A 20,745-nucleotide genomic window follows, 5' to 3' on the forward strand; every position below is an offset into this window, starting at 1 on the left:
GTAACTATTGTATGTCACCTTTGGTGACATTGCAAGAACTTTTTTTAGAAGTTCCCCGTTTGAAACACCTACCATCGTATAAAGCATGGGTGCTTCTGGCACCGTTGCCCGGCGTGCAACCTGTCGGTGCCCAAGAAGAACATCGAGTACTGGGAAGAGAAGTTTGCCCGCAACCGGGAGCGCGACGAGCGCAACCTGGCCGCCCTGGCGGAGCAGGGCTGGGACGTGCTCGTGTTGTGGGAGCACCAGCTGAAGAAGAAGGAGCTGCCGGCCACCCAGCGGCTCCTCTATGAGTTCGTGCGCCGCGAGGGCGATCTGCCCTACGACGAGGCCTTCCCCGAGGAAGCGGAAGGCACTGCGGCTGCCCGTTAGGCGATAACCTCGCCGGTGATGGAGAACGTGACCACCGAGAAGGGGATGTCCTTGCCCGCGCGGGCGTGGGCCTCGGCTGCTGCATGCTCGAGGCCGCCGCAGCAGGGCACTTCCATACGGGCTACGGTGACCTTAGTGATGTCGTTGGCGGCGATGATGGCGGCCAGCTTGTCAGTGTAGCTGCCCTCGTCGAGCTTGGGGCACCCGATGATGGTGACATTGCCGTTCATGAAGCGCTCGTGGAAGCTGGCGCAGGCGAACGCCGTGCAGTCGGCGGCGATGAGCAGGCCGCGTCCCTGGTAGTAGGGAGCGCTCACGGGCACGAGCTTGATCTGCGCCGGCCACTGGGCGAGCCGGCTCGGCAGGGCATCGGCGGCCGGGGCGGTTGCGGTCGCATCGGGCGCAACCAGGGTACGGGCGGCGCTGCCAGGACAGCCGCTGGGGGCCAGGGTGCGGGCGGCGCTGCCGGGGCATCCCGCACGCGGCGTGCGGACGACGGCGGCGTCGAGGATGTCCTCGGCCGAGGTCTCGGCGGATGCGCGGGCCGCGAGGTGGGCCTCCACGGCCGCCTCGTCGTAAGGCGCCGCCTCGCGCTCCACGAACGTGATGGCCTCGGTGGGGCAGGCCGGCAGGCAGTCGCCGAGGCCATCGCAGTAGTCGTCACGCAAAAGGCGCGCCTTGCCATCGACCATGCCGATGGCGCCCTCGTGGCACGCATCAACGCATAGGCGGCAGCCGATGCACTTCTCCTCGTCGATCTGGATAATCTTTCGCAGCATGGTTCACCTTTCGCTTTACGGGTTCGTCGGGGAAGCATCATAGCGACCCGAGGATAAAGCGCAAGGCCCTCCACACAGATGGCGCGAACTTGTGAAGTGCCGCGCCGTGCCGGGGCTACTCGGCCAGCAGCTCCCCCACGGCTTCCACCTTGCGCGTGAGGGTGCCGGTATGCCCAGGGCGAATATCGGCCTTCAGGATGACCTCAGTGCGGATGCCCTGGTCGGCGAGGACCATGGTGGCGTCGCGCACGACGGCCATCACCTCGTCCCAGGGCCCCTCGATCTCGGTAAACATGGAGGTGGTGCGGTGCGGCAGCCCCGAATCGCGGATGATGCGGACGGCTTCGGCCACGTAGGGGGCCAGCTCATCGCCCACCCCGAAGGGCGCGATGGCAACGGCGACAAGGGTGTTCATGAAAGTCCTTTCGGCGGGATGTCTCGTTCGGGTATCAGGCTTCCTCGAAGGCGAGGGGCGCATCGGCGACTTCTTCGGGCGTAAGCGCGGCCAGCGCGTCGAGGAAGGCCACCTGGAAGCTGCCGGGGCCGCTGCAGCGCTCGGCCGCTTGGGCGCCGGCGCGGTTGTAGGCGGCCGTGGCGGCCAGTGCCGCAGTGAGGGGGTCGGCCACGCAGGCGTAGACGGCCGCCACGCCGCCGAGGGAGCAGCCCGATCCGGTGACGGAGCACATAAGCGGGCTTCCGCCCTCGGCCCGCACGACGACGGCGCCGTCGGTGACGAGGTCGGTGGGACCCGATACGGCCACGGCGCCGCCAGAGAAGCGGGCGATGGCCACGGCGGCGGCGCGGGCGGCCTCCACCGAGTCGGTGGCATCCACGCCGCGCGGGCCGCGTCCGTTGTCGGCGGCCGCATCGAGGCCCCACAGCTCGGCCACGGCGATGATCTCCGAGGCGTTGCCGCGCACGATGGCCGCAGGCCACGCCTTCACGGCGCGGATCAGCTCGGTGCGCAGGCTGCCGATGCCGACGCCCACCGGGTCGAGCACCCAGGGCTTGGCCGCCTCGGCGCAGGCGCGGGCCGTGCGCGGGACGGTTTCCTCGTACACGGGCAGAAGCGTGCCCAGGTTGATGTAGACGGCGCCTCCGAGGGCCGCCACGCATTCGCCCTCGTCGGGCAGGTACACCATGGCCGCCGAGCCTCCGACGGCCAGCTGGGCGTTGGCGACGAAGTTCTGGGTGACAGTGTTGGTGATAGAGGGCGCGAGCGGGTTGGCCGCACGCACCTCGCGCACGGCGGCGGCCATGAGGCCGCGCTGCTCGGCTTCGGCGATCCGGGTCATGGGACCGATCCTTTCCGGAAGCAAAAAAGCGCCCGTATGCGGAGCGCCTTGTGCTGGTGGGCATGCTCCCTACGACAGTGTTAGCTGACAGGTTCGAAGGGTTGGGCGGCACCGCCCTCTCAACGGAAGGCCCGCGGTGTGCCGTGGACATCTTCCGTACCCCTGCATGGGTGCCAGCATAGCCGATAGCCCCCGTGCTATGATGGCGCCATGGACGAACGGATGGAAAATGCGCCCGCAAAGGCGCAGGGTAGGGCGCCTCTTCCCGGGGGAGCTTTCGATGATGCCGCCGCGGGCGCGGGCCCCACGGTGATGATGGCGATGAGCGGCGGGGTGGACTCGTCGGTGGCCGCTCTGCTTCTCAGCGAGGCCGGCTATGGGGTGACGGGCGCAACCATGAAGCTCTTCGGCGCCGATGTGGTAGCGCCCGACTGCGACTCGTCGTGCTGCTCGGCCGATGATGTGGAAGATGCCCGGGCCGTGTGCCGCCGTCTCGGCGTGCCCCATTACACGTTCAATTTCGGCGAGCTGTTCGGCGAGGCGGTCATCGACCGGTTCTGCGGCGCCTACCTTGGGGGCACTACGCCCAATCCCTGCATCGATTGCAACCGCTTCCTGAAGTTCGATGCTCTCCAGCGCCGCCGCCGTGAGCTGGGGCTTGGCTTTGTGGCCACGGGCCACTACGCTCGCCGCGCTTGGGATGCGCGAACCCGCCGCTGGCGGCTTCTGCGGGCGCGGGATGCGGCGAAGGATCAGAGCTACGTGCTGTACCACCTTACCCAGGACGCGCTCGCCCACATGCTCTTTCCTCTGGGCGAGCTGACCAAGCCCGAGGTGCGCGAGCTCGCCCGCGCCCACGGTTTCGCAACGGCCGAGAAGCCCGAGAGCCAGGATATTTGCTTCGTGCCCGACGGCGACTACGCCGCCTTCATAGGGCGGCGGTGCGGGTGCGGCGCAGCTTTCGAGCCGGGGGAGATCGTGAGCCGGGAGGGTAAGGTGCTTGGCGAGCACAAGGGGCTTATCCATTACACCGTAGGCCAGCGCAAGGGCATCGGCGTGGCTGCCCCCGAGCCGCTCTACGTGTTCGCGAAAGACGCGGCGGCCAATCAGCTCGTCGTGGGCACAGCCGCCGAGGTGCAGGTGCGGGAGGTGACGGCCCACGATGTGAACCTCATCGCCGTCGAGCGCATCGAGGCGCCGTGCGCGGTGACTGCGAAGACACACTACCGCCAGCGCCCCATGGCGGCGACGGTGGAGCAGACGGGCGACGATGAGCTGCGCGTGGTGTTCGACGAGCCCCAGCGGGCCGCCGCGCCCGGCCAGGCCGCGGTGCTCTACGACGGCGACGTGGTGGTGGGCGGCGGCACCATCTGCTAGCCGATGACGGTGGCGATGAGGCGCTCGAGCCGGTGGATGTCGAGGGGCTTGGCCAAATGGGCGTCCATGCCGCTTTCCAGGGAGCGTTTCCGATCCTCCGAAAACGCGTTCGCGCTCACGGCGATGATGGGCACGGTGGAGCGCAGCGGGTCGGGCAGCGCGCGAATGGCTCGGGCGGCCGCATAGCCGTCCATCACGGGCATCTGGATATCCATGAGCACGAGATCGAACGCGTCCGGCGCAGCTCCGCCCAGCCGCTCGACGGCCACCTGCCCGTTTTCCGCTACTTCCACCGTGTAGCCGGCGTCCTCCAGAAGGCAGCAAGCAATCTCGCTGTTCAGCTCGTTGTCCTCTACGAGCAGGATGCGCCGCACCTCGCCGGTGCGCTCGCGGCGGCCGAAGGCCTCTCCCGCATCCTCGGCGTGGGTCACGCGCAGCGTGAGCGTGACGGTGAACACCGAGCCTGCGCCCGGCGTGCTTTCCGCGGAGAGATCGCCCTGCATGAGATCGAGGATGCTCCGCACGATGGTCAGGCCGAGGCCGGTACCCTGCACGCCCGAGGCCGTCGTGTTGTTCTCGCGTTCGAAAGGCAGGCACATGCGGTCGGTGAAGGCCGCGTCCATGCCGATGCCCTCGTCGGCCACGGTGAGGCGGAAAGTGGAGAACCCGCCGGCGCTGCCCGGCTCCTCGCTGGCGACGATGCGCACGGTGGTACGGGGCGGCGAGTACTTCACGGCGTTGTCGACCAGTTGGGAAAGCAGATGCGTGAGGCGCACGACGTCGGCCTCAACGCGATCGTGCACGATGCCGGACACGTCGGCTTCCAGGGCGATGCCGCGGCGCTCCGCGGTCTCGGCGAAATCGCGCCGCACCTGCTCGACGGCGGAGGAGAGCGAGCACTCGGCCATTACCAGCTGCACATGGCCCGCCTCCATGCGGCTGATCTCCAGGGTTTCGTTCACCACATCGAGCAGCTGGTGCGAAGCGTCTAGCACGCGATCGGTATAGGCGCGCACGCGCTCGGCTTCGTCCAGGTGCGCGCGGATGAGCTCGGCGTAGCCCACTACGGCGTTCAGCGGCGTGCGGATGTCGTGGCTCATGTTCGAGAGGAAGGCGTTCTTCGCCACATTGGCCGCTTCGGCTTGGGACAGCGCCCCGCGCAGCATGCTACGATGCTCTGCCTCGCGCACGTGGGCCTCGGCGAGCTCGGCGCTTACGGAGGCGAGCTTTTTGCGATGCCGCTCGTGCTTCTCGGTGCCGTCGTTGATGAACACGTAGAAAAGGGGGCCGGCCTTGGTTTCGACATAGTGGCCGTAATCCTCGATCCAGCGCACGGCTCCGTCGGAGCGCACGATGCGGTACTCTACGTAGTCCATGTCGAACTGGTCGGCCGCGATCTGGCGGGCGATGGAGTCCTCAACCCGGACGATGTCGTCGGGGTGGACCATGCCGGGGAAGGTGAAGCCGGTGAGCCTTTTGAAGGCGGACAGGTCATCGCAGCCGAAGATACGGCAGCAGGCCTCGTTAGCGTAGATAAGGCCTTCGTCGGCATCGGCCCGGTAGACGAAAAAGCCGCCGGGCATGTGGGAGAGCACGCCCTCGATGCCCAGCGCGGCGAGGGCGGAGGCGCTATCGTCCGGCTCTGGGGCCATGGAAAGTTCCTTTACGACGAAACGGGTGTTGGCCCTATTCTACTACGGCCCCTGTTGCACGGTGGTTAAATTCCGCTATCTGCGAAATGTTCGTCCGCTGGCTCTCGAGCGACCGATGTGGAGAAAAGGGCAGGGGCCGCCCGGGAGGAGGGCGGCCCCTGGAAGGGGAGGGTGCGGGATCGTTTTACTTGCTGGCCACCGCGCGGCCGACGACGTAGCCCTGGGTGTGGCAGCGGCCCAGGGACAGGCCGGGCACCGTCATGGGGTAGTCGGGGCTTCCGAAGAAGTTGCCGGCGCAGTTGCCGATGGCGTAGAGGCCCTCGATGGGCTCGCCCTCGTCGTTGAGGGCCTGCATATCGGCGTTCACATTCACGCCGTGGATGATGGTGGACAGGCCGATGTGGCGATGGATGCCATAGAACGGCGGCTGCTTGATGGCCTTCAGGAACTGGGCGGGCTTGCCCATGTCCTCGTCGACGCCGCCTTCGGCCAGCTCGTTGTAGCGCTCGACGGTCGCGACGAAGGTCGGCACGTCGGTCAGTCCCAGCTTCTCGCCGAGCTCTTCCAGGGTATCGGCGGAGAAGGTGTTGATGAGGCTCTCGTAGACGCCGGTCTTCTCGCCCTCGACCTCGGGCATGTAGCTGGCCATGGCCTCCGGCGGCAGAGCCACGCCCGGCCAGCCCTCGGTGTCGGCCATATAGTTGCTGTCGAAGATCTGGGAGTACCAGCCCTGGTCGGCCTCGCTGCGCAGGAAGTTGCCCATGACGGCCATCTCGCAGGCTGCCTCGTTGCAGAAGCGCGTGCCGTCGTTCTTCACGGCGAGGAAGGGCATGTCAGCCATGGAGCCCGGGCCTGCATCGAAGTCGTGCTGCACCTTGGAGCCGCAGGCATCCTCCATCTTCGCCCCGGCCCAGACCATCATCTTCTGGCCGTCGCCGGTCTTGTTCTGCTCCTTGCGGTAGATATTGGCCATGGCCGGCTCGTAGTAGGCCATCATCTCATCGTCGTTCTCGTAGTCGCCCGTAGCCACGATGACGCCCTTGGCGGCGTTGAACTGGATGTAGCCGTCAGCACCCTCGGCGATGACGCCGGTGACGGCGCCGGATTCATTCTGCACGAGCTGGGCGGCCGGGGTGGAGTAGAAGATCTCGACGCCCTGCTGCTCGGCCCAATCGGCGATGTCGCGCATGCCGTCGCCGGTGTTGTAGGGCTTCGGCCCGAAGTCGAAGGCGAAGTAGGACACGTCGTAGCCGTTGACGTTCTTGATGGCGCCGGTCCACTTCGCGGTGGAGTCCACCATCTGCGCGCCGGCCTTCTCGCCGATGCCCCACAGCCACTTCAGGGCCTCGCCGGAGTTGTAGGCCCACAGGCGCACCTGCTCGCGATCGGACAGGTGGCAGCAGTCGGCGTTGACGAGGGAGACCACGGCCTCCACGCCGCCGGGAGCCGTTTCCTCGACGATGATGGAATCGCACGTGTTGCCCTGGGAGACCGCCGTGGCCTCCTTCTGCAGCAGGGCCACCTTGGCCCCCGCCTCGAAGGCGGAGATGGCGGCGGGCACGCCGGCGGCGCCGGCTCCGATGACGACGACGTCGTAGTCCTTCGTCTCGGCGATGTCGGTAATGGGCTCGGGCTTCACGAAGAACGCCGGGGTTCCGTCGGCGGCGGCAGCGCTCTCGGAGCCGGTGCCAGTGGCCGCGGTAGGCTGCTGAGGCGAGCAGGCACCCAGCATGCTGGCACCCGCCACGCCGGCGGCCGCCACGCCGCCGAACTTGAACAGGTCGCGACGAGAAATGGTGGTCATAGTTTCCCTCCTAGTGAATAGACCGGTTGCGCCCCATCGCATTGCGGGCGCTGCTCGTACCCTAGCGCCTCGGGGCCGTCCTGCCCATCGTCCGTCGCGGGATTCGGGGGTGTAAAAAACGTAACCCCTTTCTGATCAGGTATATAACCCCCTGGTATAACCCCCTATTTTTCCAATTATGAGCAGAAGTATCCGCAATGAGGGAATAGCGCGGGATTCTATCTTCTATAATCGTGGAGTGGTCGGGGGCTCCCCGATGGCGGAGGGAGGTTCTACAGTGAGGGTGGATTTGCAGTGAGGGCTGAGCGCGGGTCGGTGGCGAGAGAGGACGCCGCGGTGGAAATCGAACGGGACGGAGAGGAAGTCGGCCGCCACAACGGTCGGCGCGTGCCGTGGTCGGCGCTGTGCGTGCCGGTGGCCTTTTTGGGGCTGGGGGTGTATCGCGCTTGGATCGAGATCGTCTTCGTGGGCTCGTTCGTCGGCTTTCCGGCCTCGAGCGTGCCGGTGCGCGACCTGTTCGACTGGACGATGGTGGCCACGGCCCTGGGCTGCACGCTGCTGGCGCGCCATATCGGCCCCTTCTTCAACAAGCGAAGCGTGTTCGCGCTGTGCGCGGCGGCCCTGATCGCCTCCACGGTGCTGATGTTCGCCTCCTGCTGGCACGCGGAGGCGGCCTCGGCTTTGGGTGTGCCCTCGGCGCTGCTCGGCGGCTTCGGCATTGCCCTCGCCATTCTCATTTGGAGCGAGCTGTACAGCTGCCTGAATCCTCTGCGCGTCGCCCTGTACTACTCCGCCTCCATTGCGGCGGGTGCCTTGGTGCTGTATGTGTACCGCGGCTTTATGCTGCCGTGGCTGTTCGCCATGACGGCGCTCCTGCCGGCGGCGTCGTTGCTGATGGCGCATCGGGCCTTTGCGAGCCTGCCTGCGGCCGAGTTGCCCTCCACATCGTGGAGCCGCTTCTCGGTGCCGTGGAAGGCGGTGCTGTTCATGGCGGCCTATGCCTTCGGTTACGGCCTGCTGGAGGGCGGTATGTACCAAGGTCCCTTCGGTCCCCATTCTGCGCCCGGGGCCGTGGTGGTGGCGCTGCTCGTCTACCTCGGCGTCGCCATGCGCGGCGGCCGCTTCGATTTCAGCCTCATATACCGGGTCGCCCTGCCGCTCGTGGTGGTGGCCCTCACCATCGTGCCGCTGTTCGGCTATGTGCAGGGCCAGGCCGCGAACTTCTGCATGAGCGGCGCCTATACGGCCCAGTCGATCATCATCATGCTCATCATGGCGAACATCTGCTACCGCTTCGGCGTGTCGGCTATCTGGCTGTTCGGCATCGAGCGCGGGGTGCGCCAGGTGGTCATGTGGCTCGGGCGCATGACGGCGGATGCGGTGGAGAGTCAGGAGATACTGGGCGCGATGGGGGATATGGCCGTGGCGTTGCTGGCCCTGGTGGCCGTGGTGGCGGCAACGACTATCCTCCTCTCGGAGCGTGATCTCACGAGCCGCTGGGGCGCGAATTTCCTCTCGGGGGGCACCGATTCGGCGGCCTTGGCCCGCAAGCAGGAGCTGGCCGACCGTTGCGCCGAGATAGCGCGGCGCTATAAGCTCTCGGCCCGGGAAGAGGAGGTACTGCTCCTCTTGGCGCAGCATAAGACCGTGGGCATCATCGAGCGAGAGCTCGTTATCGCCAACGGCACCGCGAAGGCCCACGTGCGCCATATCTACCAGAAGCTCGACATCCACACGCGCCAGGAGCTGTTCGACCTGCTGGATATGGAGCCGCGGGATTGAGAAGGCCGCTCGGCGGCTCTCGGATACGTTGCGGGCGCTGCCTACAGGCCCGCTAGGCCGATCTGATAGCCCTCCACGAACAGGCTCAGCTTCTCGATGTAGCGCTGGGCCAAATCGGACAGCTGGCGCTCGTTGTGCACGATGTAGCCCACGCGCATGAGCTCCTTGGTGGCCAAAGGAACGCTGGCAATGCCCGTGTGCATCTCGCTGGAGAGTACGCCGGTGGAAATGGTGTAGCCGTCGTGGTGCGCCAGCAGGTTCGACAACGTGCCACGGTCGCTCACGGCGATGCGCTTGGCGTGGGGCAGCTCGGCGAAGGGCTCCTCGGCGTAGAAGAACGAGTTGGCGTTGCCCTGCTCGAAGGCGTAGCGCGGGTAGGGGGCCAAATCCTCGATGGTGACCTCGGTGCGCTCGGCCAAGGGGTGGCTCGCGCTGACGAAGATGTGCGGTTGGGCGGAGAACAGCAGGTTGAACGACAGGTTCGCATCCTCTAAGGCGTGGCCGATGACGCTCTCGTTGAACGACGACAGGTACAGCACGCCCAAATCGCTGCGGAAGTCGCGCACGTCTTCGATCACCTCGGCGGTGCGGGTCTCGCGCAGCGAGAAGTTGTAGGCGTCCCCCTCGTATTCCTCGGCCAGTTCAAGGAAGGCCTCCACGACGAAGGCGTAGTGCTGGGAGGTGATGGCGAGGCGCTGGGCCTGGGCGTTCGCATCGCCGCGGCCAGAATAGCGCTGGGCCATGAGGTCGGCCTGCTCCACCACCTGGCGCGCGTAGCCCAAAAGCTCGATGCCGTCGCTCGTGAGCGTGATGCCGCGGTTGCTGCGCTCGAAGATGGTGACGCCGGTCTCGCGCTCGATGTCGCGCACGGCTACCGACAGGCTCGATTGCGACACATACAGGGTGTGGGCCGCGGCGCTGATGGAGCCGTGGCTAGCGATGGCGATGAGATAGCGCAGCTGCTGCAAGGTCATGGGATGCTCCGTAAAGTCTAGGAATTTTCTAGGAATTATATACCCTCTCGTCTCCCAGGGCGTTGGGGAAAATATAGCGCGGCCCGTGGACGGCTTTGCGGGGCCATCGAAAACCGCTATGGCCCCCTCGGTTGACGGGACTTTGTTGACGGGTAGGATGGGGGCACCGCAGCTCGCCGGCTGTTGGAGCCGCGGGCGACCCGGCGCGCTGCCTGTTTGCGCGCTGCCCCTATCCGATCAAGGAGGAACTTCCATGAACGTGTCCACAAGCATTGCCGATTTGATCGGCCGTACGCCGCTCGTCGAGTTGACCAACTACGAGCAGTCCCATCAGCTGCCGGCCACGCTGCTGGGGAAGGTGGAGTCCTTCAATCCCGGCGGTTCGGCGAAGGACCGCATCGCCCAGGCCATGATCGAGGACGCCGTGGACCGCGGGCTCATCGACGACGAGACGGTGCTCATCGAGCCCACCTCGGGCAACACCGGCATCGGCCTGGCGGCGCTGGCGGCTGCCCGCGGCAATCGCATCATCATCACCATGCCCGAGACCATGTCGGTGGAGCGTCGCAACCTCATGCAGGCCTACGGGGCCGAGCTGGTGCTGACCGAGGGGGCCAAGGGCATGAAGGGGGCCATCGCCCGCGCCGACGAGCTGGCCGCCGAGATTCCCAACTCCTTCATTCCCTCCCAGTTCACCAACCCGGCGAATCCCGCCGTGCACGAGCGCACCACGGGCCCGGAAATCTGGGAGGACACCGACGGCACTGTGGATATCTTCGTGGCCGGCGTGGGCACGGGCGGCACCATCTCGGGCGTGGGCGCTTACCTGAAGGCCCAGAACCCTGCCGTGCAGGTGGTGGCCGTGGAGCCGGCCGGTTCGCCGGTGCTCACCGAGGGTCGCGCCGGCATCCACCGGATCCAGGGCATTGGCGCCGGGTTCGTGCCCGAGACGCTGAACACCGCCATCTACGACGAGGTGATGACCATCGCCGACGAGGAGGCCTTCGCCGCCGGCCGCGAGTTGGCCGCTCGCGACGGGCTGCTCGTGGGTATCTCCTCGGGCGCGGCCGTGGCGGCGGCTACGAAGCTGGCCGAGCGTCCCGAGAACGCCGGCAAGACCATCGTGGTGTTTCTGCCCGACACCGGTGAGCGCTACCTGTCCACGGCCATGTTCGACTTCTCCTGAGCATCGGCGCGGCCTAGCCCCGGCGCGCGTTGGGCGATAGGGGCACTTTCACGATGCCGAGGCCGGCGATGGCGGCGTAGACGGCGAAGCCCTGCTTGCAGCGGAAGGTACATTCCTTGCACACGGGCTCGTCGCAGTAGACGTAGGCGTCCTCGTCGGCCAGGGCGAACACGAGCGGGCAGCGCTTGCCCGGCAGAGGGTATTTCACCTGCAGCCCCGTAAAGGTTTTCAACATCACCCAGCTCAGCTGCAGGGGCTCGCCGTCGGTGCCGCGCCCGTCGGCGGGCAGCGCCCAGCGCACTTCCACGGCGTTGGCGTCGTAGCCGCCCACGATGCGGTAGCTGATCTGCACGCCCTCGGGCACCTCATCGGCCTCCAGCAGCGCCACCGGCGCGCTGCCGAGGGCCCCGGCCAGCCCGTCGCGGCCCTGGTAGGGCATCTCAGCCACCGGGGCCCGGCCCGGCTCGCGGAAGCCTCCCGGCTCGGCGCCGCCCAGGGCCACCATCGTCGCATCCTGCACCTCGAAAAAGGAGGGGTCTCCCTCGTCGATGCGCGGCTTCCACGTGGCCTTGGTCCGTGTGGGACTCTTGGTCGTCTCCTCCATAAGGACCTCCTGCATTTCCGGGGTCCGCCTCGGCGCGACCCGCCTCTGTTCGCGATCACGTGCTATTGTGCCGCAAATCAACGAAAAAGAGAGGGCGCGAATAATAGACAGTTCGCACAACTTTGTCCGTATTTCATAGATGCAATCTATGACTCATCATCGAAACTCAATTGGAAAGACCGTTCGGAAGTGCCCATAATGCAATAATAGGGGTAGCCTTATAGTTGGGAAGGGGTGGCGAATGAATCTATCTCAACTGTACTACTTCCGCAAGCTGGCTGAAATCGAGCATTACGGAAAAGCCTCTAAGGAGCTTTTCATCACCCAGCCCTCGCTTTCCAATGCGATCGGCAACCTGGAACGGGAGCTCGGCGTGCAGCTCTTCGAGCGCGTGGGGCGCAACGTGCGCCTGACATCCTACGGCGCCGAATTCAACAAGCACATCTGCCGGGCGCTCAGCGAGGTGGACAAGGCCGTCAACCTGATGAAGCTGTACAGCAGCGGGCTCATCGGCGAGATTCACATCGGCACGGTCATTTCCATTCAGCGCACCTTCCTGCCCCAGCTGCTGAACGGCTTTCGCGAGTCCTTCGGCGACGGCATCGTGTTCGACATCCACCAGGGCACCACCTATGAATGCGTACGGGGCCTGCGCGACGGCAAACTGGACATCGCCTTTTGCGGCCGGTTGCCCAACGAGCCCGACCTGGTATTCACGCCCATGTTGACCCAGAATCTCGTGATCGGGGTGCACACGTCCCATCCGCTGGCGGAGCGCGAGACGGTGTCCATGAGGGAGCTGGTGAACTACGACGTGGTGTCCTACCGATCGGAATCCTATGTTCACCAGCGCCTCGACGGTCTATTCGCCAAGTGGGGCGTGGCAGCGAAGGAGGGCTTCAACGACGAGATCAGCGCCATGTCGCTCGTCATGGCCGAGAAGTCCGTCGTGGCCCTCATGTTGAACACCTTCGACGATGTGTTCGGCGACGGGTTCGTGAACATTCCCATCGAAGAGCTGTCCGAACCCTACCACGCGATCTATCTGGTGCACAAGGGCAACGTGGCGCGCAACTCTGCCGCCGAGCAGCTGATCGAGTACGCCACGGGCACTGCGGAGTGGGATGGCAGCACGCCGGTGCTGGAGGATGATATGTAGCCCGCCCTTGCCGGTGGGTTTTTTATTTTCAGGCCGCGAGGGGCGGTCTTGGGGCGTTGCGCGCCCGGGGTTCCATTGTCAGCGTCTATGTATAAGGGAAAGAGGGCGGCTTTCAAGGGAAAAAGGGGTGGTCGAGTCGGCGTAGAAGCAGGTGGAGGCCCCTTATTTGCGCTGTCTATGAATGGTCTTTCTAATGCGAATTAGACGCAACGCGACGCGCTCATCATAATGAGATTAGAAGCCAAGGCGAACTCGATTCGCTAGCTGACCTGCGGTTTCTTTCGCCATGCCGTCGGTCGGGGATAAGAAGGCTTGAAGGGTAGTTTCAAGGGTATCAAGGAGGTTGCGTTATGGCAGAGCATTGGTTTTCGAAGGATCCCAAAGAGCAGCTCGCGGGTAAGACCGCCATCATCATGGGTGGTGGCTCCGGCATCGGCAAGGCCACGGCCGAGCTGTTCGCCGCAGCGGGCGCCAATCTGATGATCACCGGCGTCCCCGAGCAGATTTGCCTGGACACCGCGGCCGAGCTGCGCGAGGGCGGCGCCAACGCTATCGGCATGCTGTGCGATGGTACCAAGCCCGAGCAGGTCGAGGCGATGATCAGCAAGACCATCGAGGAGTTCGGCGGCATCGACATCCTCGTGTCCACGGCCGGCATCACCCTGCCCCGCATGAACTCCATCGAGGTGACCGAGGCCGACTGGGACAAGATCTTCTCCGTGAACCTGAAGGCCAACTTCTTCCTGTGTACCGCCGTGGCCCGTGTCATGAAGGACAACCCCGACGGCGGCAAGATGGTCGTCATCTCCTCGCAGCGCGGCATCTCCTCTATGGAGAACATCGCCCCCTACTGCATCACCAAAGCCGCGGTCATGGGCATGGTACGCTCGCTGGCCATCGACTTCGCGCCCTTCGGCATCCAGGTCAACGGCATTGCCCCGGGCTACGTGATGACCCCCATGGTGGAGCAGGTCTTCGCGAACAACCCGGCCCAGCAGGAGTACGTCTACGGTCGCACGCCCTCCAAGGTGAAGATGGGCTCGCTCGAGGAAATGGCCGAGGCCATCTACTTCCTCTGCTCGCCGGTGACCACCTACACCACGGGCCAGACCCTCATCTTGGACGGCGGCTGGTCCATCCAGTAGCCCTTGTGTCCCCCGGGGCGTCCCTCCTGCGGGCGCCCCGCCCGTATGAATTTCACTTCTCTCGATAGGAGATACCATGGAAGGCAAGATGAACGCCGTTTACATGACCAAGCCCGAGGCCGGCGCCTGGGAGTACGTGGAGGATGCTCCCATTCCCCAGATCGCCGACGACGAGGTGCTGATGGAGATCAAGGCCGTGGGCATCTGCGGCACCGACCACTCGCTCTACGGCTGGAACGAGGCCATCGCCAACTCCTACAACATCCAGTGGCCGGCCATCTTCGGCCACGAGTTCTCCGGCGTGATCGCCGAGGTGGGCAAGAACGCGCCCGAGAACCTGAAGGTGGGCATGCGCGTGACCGCCAACCCGGTGTTGTTCGACAACACCTGCCCCTACTGCGAGAAGGGCCAGGTGAACATCTGCGACAACCGTCCCTTCTACGGCACCGACCTGCCGGGCGCCTTCGCCAAGTACATGAAGATTCGCGCGAGCAACGTCATTCCCATGCCCGACGAAGTGACCTTCGTCCAGGGCGCCCTGCTCGAGCCTTTGTGCGTGGCCCTGAACGCCGTGGAGCGCATCCATCCCCAGCCGGGCGAGACCGCCATGGTGATGGGCCCGGGCCCCATCGGTCTGTTGGCCGTGGCCGTGCTCAAGCAGGTCTACGGCATCAACAAGGTGATCTGCTCCGGCCTGGCCAGCGATTCAAAGCGCCTGGCCGTGGCCGAGCAGTTGGGCGCCATCCCGCTGAACGGCGCTGAGGTGGACGTGCCCGCCAAGGTGGCCGAGTTGACCGACGGTCGCGGCCCGAACATGATCATCGACGCCGCCGGCCACTACACCGTGGTCGAGCAGGCGGTGCAGATGGTGGCCAAAGGCGGTCGCATCGGCATCACCGGCCTGTCCGCGCGTCCCTCGTCTATCCCGATGACCCCCATCGCCATGCGTCAGATCTCCATCATCGGGTCCCGCGCCTATGAGCGCAAGCACTGGAGCCAGGCGCTGAACCTGCTGGCCAACGGCCTGGACGTCAGCCTCGTTTCCAACTTCGTGCTGCCGCTGTCCGACTGGAAGAAGGGCATGGAGCTCATCGACGCCGGCGAGGGTCTGCGCGTCATCCTGGAGCCGTAAGACTCCGCTCTCAATCGGAACATTTTTCAACTGAGATACACCGGGGCCCCGGCTTATAACCGGGGCCCTTGGTAAAGTGCGCCTTTCTCACGGGGGAGGGCGTGGGAAAGGAGCGCTTTCATGAGCGGTTTGGAAGGAACCATCGTCGTTGACCTCACGCAGTACGCGGCCGGCCCTGCAGCCAGCCGTCTTCTGGGCGAGATGGGCGCCACGGTGATCAAGGTGGAGCCCTTCACGGGCGACGAGCAGCGCACCCAGGGCATGGCCTGGGGCATGAACTACAAGAGCGAGTTCGATGACGTGGCCTACGACTGCGGCTCGTTCAACAAGGAATGGACCGCTATCGACTGCAAGAGCGCCGAGGGCCACGAGGTGATGCTGAAGCTGCTGTCGAAGGCCGACATCTTCGTCACCTCGCTGCGCGACGGTGCCCTGAAACGTTTGGGGTTGGATTACGAGACGCTGCACGAGCAGTTCCCCCGCCTGGTGTGGGCCCAGAACCGCGGCTACGGCGAGTTCGGCCCCATGAAGGACGCCAAGGGCTTCGACGCCACCTCGTTCGCGGCCCGCGCTGGCGTGGTCAGCTCGATCCCGCAGGCCAACGAGCACTACGAGCCGGGCAACTCGCCCATCGCCTTCGGCGACTGGAACACCGGCTGCGCGCTGACCGCCGGCATCCTGGGCGCTTATGCCGGTGCCCTGAAGACCGGCCAGGGCGACAAGGTCACCTCAAGCCTGTACCACACGGGCACCTGGGGCATGACCTGCGCGCTCATCGCCGAGCAGCAGGGCTGCAAGCATCCCAAGGACCGCATGGAGGCCAAGTGCCCCACGAACAACTCCTACGTGTCGGCCGACGGCATCTGGTTCCTGATGTGCTTCGGCAACTACAACAAGTACTGCCAGCTGGTGTTCGACACCATCGAGATGGACCCGATGTACTACACCGATCCGGCCTACAACACCTTGGAGGCCCTGGCGGAGAACGGCAAGTACACCGAGGTGGACGCCGCCATTCACCAGGCGTGCAGGAAGTTCCCCTTCGCCGAGCTGGAGCGCCGCTTCCGCGAGAACGACATTCCCTTCGAGAAGATTCAGACCGTGGCCGACGTGCTGCAGGACGAGGAGGCCTTCGCCAACGACCAGCTGCGCCGCGTGAAGTACGAGAAGCAGGGTCCCACGAGCGAGTTCACCGAGGGCGACGAGTACATCGTGACCACGCCGCCGTTCCGCCTGGCCTCCATCGGCGATCCGGTGCTGCGCCGCAGCCGCCCCATCGGCTACGACACCCGCCGCATCCTGAAGGACGTCGCGGGCTACACCGATGCCGAGGTGGACGCCTTGTCCGCGGCCGGCGCCGTGCTGGAATACGATGGCGATCCGTTGCCCGCCTCGGTGCTCGAGCCCAGCTACGGCCCGAATTCGAAGCGAAACTAGGGGAGGGGAATTATGCGTCAGACGACTCCGTTTTCCAAGCTGACCGTCCTGGATTTCTCGCGCTATTTGCCCGGCGGCTACGCCACTCAGGTGCTCGCTGATCTGGGCGCGACCGTGATCAAGGTGGAAGATACCGGCCAGGGCGACTTCATGCGCCACGACTATCCCACCATGGGTGGCGGCATCAGCTACTACGTGACCGCGCTCGGCCGCAACAAGAAGTCCATCTCGCTGAACCTGAAGGACCCTGAAGTGGTGGAGTGGTTCATGAAGATGGCCGCCGAGGCCGACGTGATCGTGGAGAGCTTCCGTCCCGGCGTGACGGCGAAGCTGGGCATCAGCTACGAGGATGTGCGCGCGGTGAACCCGGGCATCATCTACTGCTCTATCTCGGGCTACGGCGCCAACGACCCGCGTTCGAAGAAGGCCCAGCACGATCTGAACATGCAGGCCCAGAGCGGTTACCTGTCGGTGAACCACGGCTCCACCTCGCCTTTGCACCTGTGCGATCTGTCCTCGGGCATGGTGGCGGGGCAGGCCATTCTGGCGGCCCTGTATGCCCGCGAGGAGACCGGCGAGGGCGCCTACATCGACACGTCCATGTTCGACTGCTTCGTGTGGTGGAACTCGCTGCTGGATTCCCGCTGGTGCTTCAACGACGGCGAGTGCAAGCGCAACGATCTGGAATATCCTTCCACGGCCTACAACGTGTACGAGACTGCCGACGGCGGCAAGCTGGCTTTGGGCATGGTGGAGGCGAAGTTCTGGGAGCCCTTCTGCGACGCCATCGGACATCCCGAGATCAAGCCCACGGGCCTTATGCGCGAGTGGGAGGCCCCCGAGGCCTTCGAGATCGTGCGCGAGACCATCAAGGGCAAGACCACCGACGAGTGGCTGGCATGGCTGGAGGACAAGGACTTCTGCATCGCGAAGGTGAACTCCAAGACCGAGGCCGTGGAGCAGATCACCCGCGAGAACCCCGAGGCCTTGGCCTGGGTGGAGTTCCCCCGCGTGGGCCGCGTGCTGCAGACGGGCCTGCCGCACCACATCTCCAGCATGCCGGTGGAGATCGCCGACTTCGAGGAGGTGTCGCCGCTCGGCGCCGACACCGAGGAGTTCCTGAAGAAGGTCGGCGCCGACGATGCCACCATCAAGCGCCTGAAGGAGAGCCGCTCTATTCGCCTGGGTGACGACATCTGGGTGGAGGAGGACCGCGCGCCGGTGGCTCCCGCCGAATAGCGGGCACGGCCACGGCAACCTTTGGCGCCAAGCCCCCTGAGACGGGGTTTCTAACCCAACCGTAACTCGGCCGGACGAGAGCCCTTCAGGGCTCTCGTTTGGTTTTCGGGAGGGAGGCATATGGAGCGCCGGGGCCGCACCCGCCCACCGTTGGGGTCGCGCGCCCTTGCGAGGCCGGCGCCCCGCCTCCCTTTCTGGCTCTACGCGTAGTCTTCCAGGATGGTGCGGAGGTAGTCGGCGTAGGCGGCGGCGAGGGTCGAGGGAGACTCGATGCGCACGGCGGGGCCGAACTGGGCGAGCCAGCCGAAGAAGACGGGGCTGGGGGCCACCGTAGCGTAGAGCCGCGCGGTGCCGTCGTCGAGGGCGGTGACGTCCACGTCCTTCCCGAAGCGGTCGATCATGGCGCTCATCACCGATTCTTGCACGTGCAAGACCACCGCGCAGGTGTCGCCGCCGTACATGGAGAAGGTGCGGGCGCTGTAGGCCGCCGCGTCGAAAGTGGCTGTGACCTCGTTGCGCACGACCGGCTCGTCGGTGATGCGCAGGCCCTGCATGCGGTCGACGCGGTAGGTGGTCAGGCTGGCGTGCTTGTCGTTGTAGGCGATGAGGTAGTAGCAGCCCTCCGAGTAGATGAGATGCACCGGCGTCTCGCAGTAGATGCGGCCGGCGCCCTGGGCCCGAAGTTGCTTGCGCGCGTCGTACTTCATGTAGCGGAAGGCGATCTTGCGACGCTGGTCGATGGCCTCGTGAATGGTGTCCACGTGGTGGAACACCGATTCGTTCTGCATCTTGATCCGGCCCTCCACCGACACAGACTGGGTGAGCGATCGCACCTGGTGGCGCGAGCCCAGGGTGCGGATGCCGCCCACCAGCCGGTTCGCCATGCGCTGGGTGAGAAAGCGCGACGACTGCACGGCGTTGGTGAGCAGCATAAGCTCGGCGCCGGTAAAGGTGCGGCTGGCCAGGGCGTAGCTCGTGGGCCGCGTGGGCAGCTTCACGATATCCATGCCGAAGGTACGCAGGGCCTCGATGTCGCGGTAGATGGACTTGCGCTCGGCATCCACCCCGCGCTCGGCCAAAGCCTCGATGAGCTCGGGGGTGGTCAGGCCGTGGCTCTCGTCGGTTTGCTCGTAGAACAGCTGCATCAAATACAGCAGCTTCAGTTTCTTGCTCTCGGCGCTCATGGGCAGCTTCCCTTCCGTCCACAGTCTGCAAACCGCTGTGTGACAAAGGCGCTCGGCAAACGGGTCGCCAAGGCCGGCTTCATAGAATGAGTGACGTAGCACATTCTAAATCCTTCGAGAAGTGAGGTGTTCCCGTGACTGCAACAAACGCGAATTCCACGGCCCCCTTGGCGGGCATCAAGGTGATTGACTGGACCGAGGTTCAGTCGGGTCCCTCCTGCACCCAGTTTCTGGCCTGGATGGGCGCCGAGGTCATCAAGATCGAGCGCCCGGGCGGCGACCCGACCCGTACCGAGCTGCTGGACATCGCCGATTCCTGGAGCCTGTACTATCTTCAGCTGAACGCCAACAAGAAGTCCCTCACCCTGAACGTGAAGACGCCCGAGGGCAAGGAGATTCTGACCAAGCTGCTGAAGGAGGCCGACCTGTTCGTGGAGAACATCGGCCCGGGCGATGTGGAGAAGATGGGCTTTGGCTGGGAGCAGGTGCACGCCATCAACCCGCGCTGCATCATGGCCTCGCTCAAGGGCTTCAACCAGGGCTCGCGCTTCGCCCACGTGAAGGCCTTCGAGCCCGTGGCCCAGTCGGCCGGTGGCGCTGCCTCCACTACCGGCTGGAACGAGGGCGACTTCAACGTGCCCACCCAGTCCGCTGCGGCCCTGGGCGATTCCAACACTGGTATGCACTTCCTCATCGGCATCCTGTCGGCGCTGCTGCAGCGCGAGCGCACGGGCGAGGGCTGCTACGTGTACCAGTCCATGCAGAACGCCGTGCTGAACCTGTGCCGCATCAAGCTGCGCGATCAGCTGATGCTGGACAACCTGGGGGCCCTGCCGCACTATGAGGTGTACCCGAACTTCGATTGGGGCCGCGCTATCCCGCGCGCCGAGAATACCGAGGGCGGCCAGGTCATCGGTTGGTGCTACAAGGCCAAGGGCTGGGAGAGCGATCCCAACGCCTTCGTGTACATCGTCGTGCAGAACTCCGACAAGGCCTTCAAGATTCTGGCCGAGGCCATCGGCAAGCCGGAGCTGGCAACTGACGCCCGGTTCACGCCGTGGCAGAACCGCCAGCTGCACAAGCAGGAGCTGTACCCGATCATCGAGGAATTCACCAAGCAGTACGACAAGTTCGAGTTGACGGACAAGCTGGGCGCGGCCGGCGTGCCGGTGGGGCCGGTGCTCGACTGGTACGAGATCGAGCACGACCCCGACCTGACCACCGACGGTACCATCCCCGAGATCGACCAGGGCGGCGCCCGCGGGAAGTTCAAGACCATCGGCCTGCCGTTCACGATGTCGAACTTCAAGCCGGACTACCGGCGCGCCCCCGATCTGGGCGAGCACAACGCCGAGATTCTGGAGAGCTTGGGCTATACGGCCGATCAGGTGCAACAGTACACCCAGGCCGGCGTGCTGGAAGCGCCGGTGACGCCGCATAATCCGGCGGTGCAGGTGATCAAGAAGTAGCTTCGTTGCGCGTACGTTTGAGCGGCGGTCGGACAGGTTCCGACCGCCGCTTTTTATGGGGAGGGGAAGGCGAGGATGCGGAAGGGTGGGCGATCGGGCAAGAGGAGAGGCGGCGAGGTGCGAGATGGGGAGAGCGGGATTGAGCGCGGGACGAG

18 protein-coding genes and 1 riboswitch are annotated in these 20,745 nt (G+C 65.3%); of the genes, 10 read left to right on the top strand and 8 right to left on the bottom strand.

Going from position 1 to position 20,745, the window contains the following annotated elements; genetic code table 11:
- The first annotated feature begins 126 nt into the window (after nt 1-126).
- Nucleotides 127-372 carry a PDDEXK family nuclease gene (locus G503_RS15525; RefSeq protein WP_051190913.1) on the top strand — a complete coding sequence of 82 codons (246 nt, stop codon included), beginning with the start codon at nt 127-129 and terminating at the stop codon, nt 370-372.
- Here the strand turns inward: G503_RS15525 and G503_RS0104385 are convergent.
- The 3 genes from G503_RS0104385 to G503_RS0104395 form a co-directional block, all read right to left on the bottom strand.
- On the bottom strand, nt 369-1,151 hold the full coding sequence (locus G503_RS0104385; RefSeq protein WP_028026620.1) for an ATP-binding protein: 783 nt from the start codon (nt 1,149-1,151) through the stop codon (nt 369-371). The genes G503_RS15525 and G503_RS0104385 overlap by 4 nt on opposite strands.
- 115 nt (nt 1,152-1,266) lie before the next feature.
- Complete coding sequence (locus tag G503_RS0104390) at nt 1,267-1,566, bottom strand: MTH1187 family thiamine-binding protein (RefSeq protein WP_028026621.1); 300 nt, start codon at nt 1,564-1,566, stop codon at nt 1,267-1,269.
- A gap of 34 nt (nt 1,567-1,600) precedes the next feature.
- The gene (locus G503_RS0104395) at nt 1,601-2,446 is read right to left on the bottom strand and encodes a hydroxyethylthiazole kinase (RefSeq protein WP_035021743.1); all 846 of its coding nucleotides are present in this window, start codon (nt 2,444-2,446) and stop codon (nt 1,601-1,603) included.
- 49 nt (nt 2,447-2,495) lie between these two features.
- Nucleotides 2,496-2,620, bottom strand: a riboswitch (TPP riboswitch).
- Between the two features lie 48 nt (nt 2,621-2,668).
- On the opposite strand from G503_RS0104395, the gene mnmA reads away from it, so the two are divergent.
- Nucleotides 2,669-3,823: a tRNA 2-thiouridine(34) synthase MnmA gene (gene mnmA / locus G503_RS0104400; RefSeq protein ID WP_202095730.1), complete on the top strand. Its 1,155-nt coding sequence runs from the start codon at nt 2,669-2,671 to the stop codon at nt 3,821-3,823.
- Here mnmA and G503_RS13685 read toward each other — a convergent pair.
- A complete protein-coding gene (locus G503_RS13685; RefSeq protein ID WP_051190914.1) occupies nt 3,820-5,475 on the bottom strand; it encodes a PAS domain-containing hybrid sensor histidine kinase/response regulator in 1,656 nt (551 codons plus the stop codon). The genes mnmA and G503_RS13685 overlap by 4 nt on opposite strands.
- 184 nt (nt 5,476-5,659) lie before the next feature.
- Nucleotides 5,660-7,279 carry an FAD-binding protein gene (locus G503_RS0104410; protein WP_028026624.1) on the bottom strand — a complete coding sequence of 540 codons (1,620 nt, stop codon included), beginning with the start codon at nt 7,277-7,279 and terminating at the stop codon, nt 5,660-5,662.
- Nucleotides 7,280-7,615: 336 nt separating this feature from the next.
- On the opposite strand from G503_RS0104410, the gene G503_RS13690 reads away from it, so the two are divergent.
- Nucleotides 7,616-9,061, top strand: a complete 1,446-nt coding sequence (locus G503_RS13690; protein WP_051190915.1) for a helix-turn-helix transcriptional regulator — start codon at nt 7,616-7,618, stop codon at nt 9,059-9,061.
- Nucleotides 9,062-9,102: 41 nt separating this feature from the next.
- Here the strand turns inward: G503_RS13690 and G503_RS0104420 are convergent, their stop codons facing one another.
- On the bottom strand, nt 9,103-10,035 hold the full coding sequence (locus G503_RS0104420) for a LysR family transcriptional regulator (RefSeq protein ID WP_028026625.1): 933 nt from the start codon (nt 10,033-10,035) through the stop codon (nt 9,103-9,105).
- Between the two features lie 253 nt (nt 10,036-10,288).
- On the opposite strand from G503_RS0104420, the gene cysK reads away from it, so the two are divergent.
- Nucleotides 10,289-11,221, top strand: coding sequence for a cysteine synthase A (gene cysK, locus G503_RS0104425; RefSeq protein WP_028026626.1), 933 nt, complete (start codon nt 10,289-10,291; stop codon nt 11,219-11,221).
- Between the two features lie 13 nt (nt 11,222-11,234).
- Here cysK and G503_RS0104430 read toward each other — a convergent pair whose 3' ends face one another.
- Nucleotides 11,235-11,825 (bottom strand): hypothetical protein, encoded by a 591-nt coding sequence (locus G503_RS0104430; protein ID WP_028026627.1) that lies wholly within the window; start codon nt 11,823-11,825, stop codon nt 11,235-11,237.
- 241 nt (nt 11,826-12,066) lie between these two features.
- On the opposite strand from G503_RS0104430, the gene G503_RS13695 reads away from it, so the two are divergent.
- From G503_RS13695 to G503_RS0104455, 5 genes are all read left to right on the top strand, one after another.
- Nucleotides 12,067-12,984: a LysR family transcriptional regulator gene (locus G503_RS13695; protein WP_051190916.1), complete on the top strand. Its 918-nt coding sequence runs from the start codon at nt 12,067-12,069 to the stop codon at nt 12,982-12,984.
- Nucleotides 12,985-13,334: 350 nt separating this feature from the next.
- Nucleotides 13,335-14,129: an SDR family NAD(P)-dependent oxidoreductase gene (locus G503_RS0104440; protein WP_028026628.1), complete on the top strand. Its 795-nt coding sequence runs from the start codon at nt 13,335-13,337 to the stop codon at nt 14,127-14,129.
- A 76-nt stretch (nt 14,130-14,205) separates the two neighbouring features.
- Nucleotides 14,206-15,261, top strand: a complete 1,056-nt coding sequence (locus G503_RS0104445) for a zinc-dependent alcohol dehydrogenase (RefSeq protein WP_028026629.1) — start codon at nt 14,206-14,208, stop codon at nt 15,259-15,261.
- Nucleotides 15,262-15,381: 120 nt separating this feature from the next.
- Entirely contained in the window at nt 15,382-16,698 is a 1,317-nt protein-coding gene (locus G503_RS0104450; protein WP_028026630.1) for a CaiB/BaiF CoA transferase family protein, read from the top strand.
- 12 nt (nt 16,699-16,710) lie between these two features.
- Nucleotides 16,711-17,937 carry a CaiB/BaiF CoA transferase family protein gene (locus G503_RS0104455; RefSeq protein ID WP_028026631.1) on the top strand — a complete coding sequence of 409 codons (1,227 nt, stop codon included), beginning with the start codon at nt 16,711-16,713 and terminating at the stop codon, nt 17,935-17,937.
- 200 nt (nt 17,938-18,137) lie between these two features.
- On the opposite strand, the gene G503_RS0104460 is transcribed toward G503_RS0104455, so the two are convergent.
- A complete protein-coding gene (locus G503_RS0104460) occupies nt 18,138-19,121 on the bottom strand; it encodes a helix-turn-helix transcriptional regulator (RefSeq protein WP_028026632.1) in 984 nt (327 codons plus the stop codon).
- A 134-nt stretch (nt 19,122-19,255) separates the two neighbouring features.
- On the opposite strand from G503_RS0104460, the gene frc reads away from it, so the two are divergent.
- Complete coding sequence (gene frc / locus G503_RS0104465) at nt 19,256-20,590, top strand: formyl-CoA transferase (RefSeq protein ID WP_028026633.1); 1,335 nt, start codon at nt 19,256-19,258, stop codon at nt 20,588-20,590.
- Nucleotides 20,591-20,745 lie beyond the last annotated feature (155 nt).

It is taken from the genome of Adlercreutzia mucosicola DSM 19490, from assembly GCF_000422625.1.
GTDB lineage: Bacteria > Actinomycetota > Coriobacteriia > Coriobacteriales > Eggerthellaceae > Adlercreutzia > Adlercreutzia mucosicola.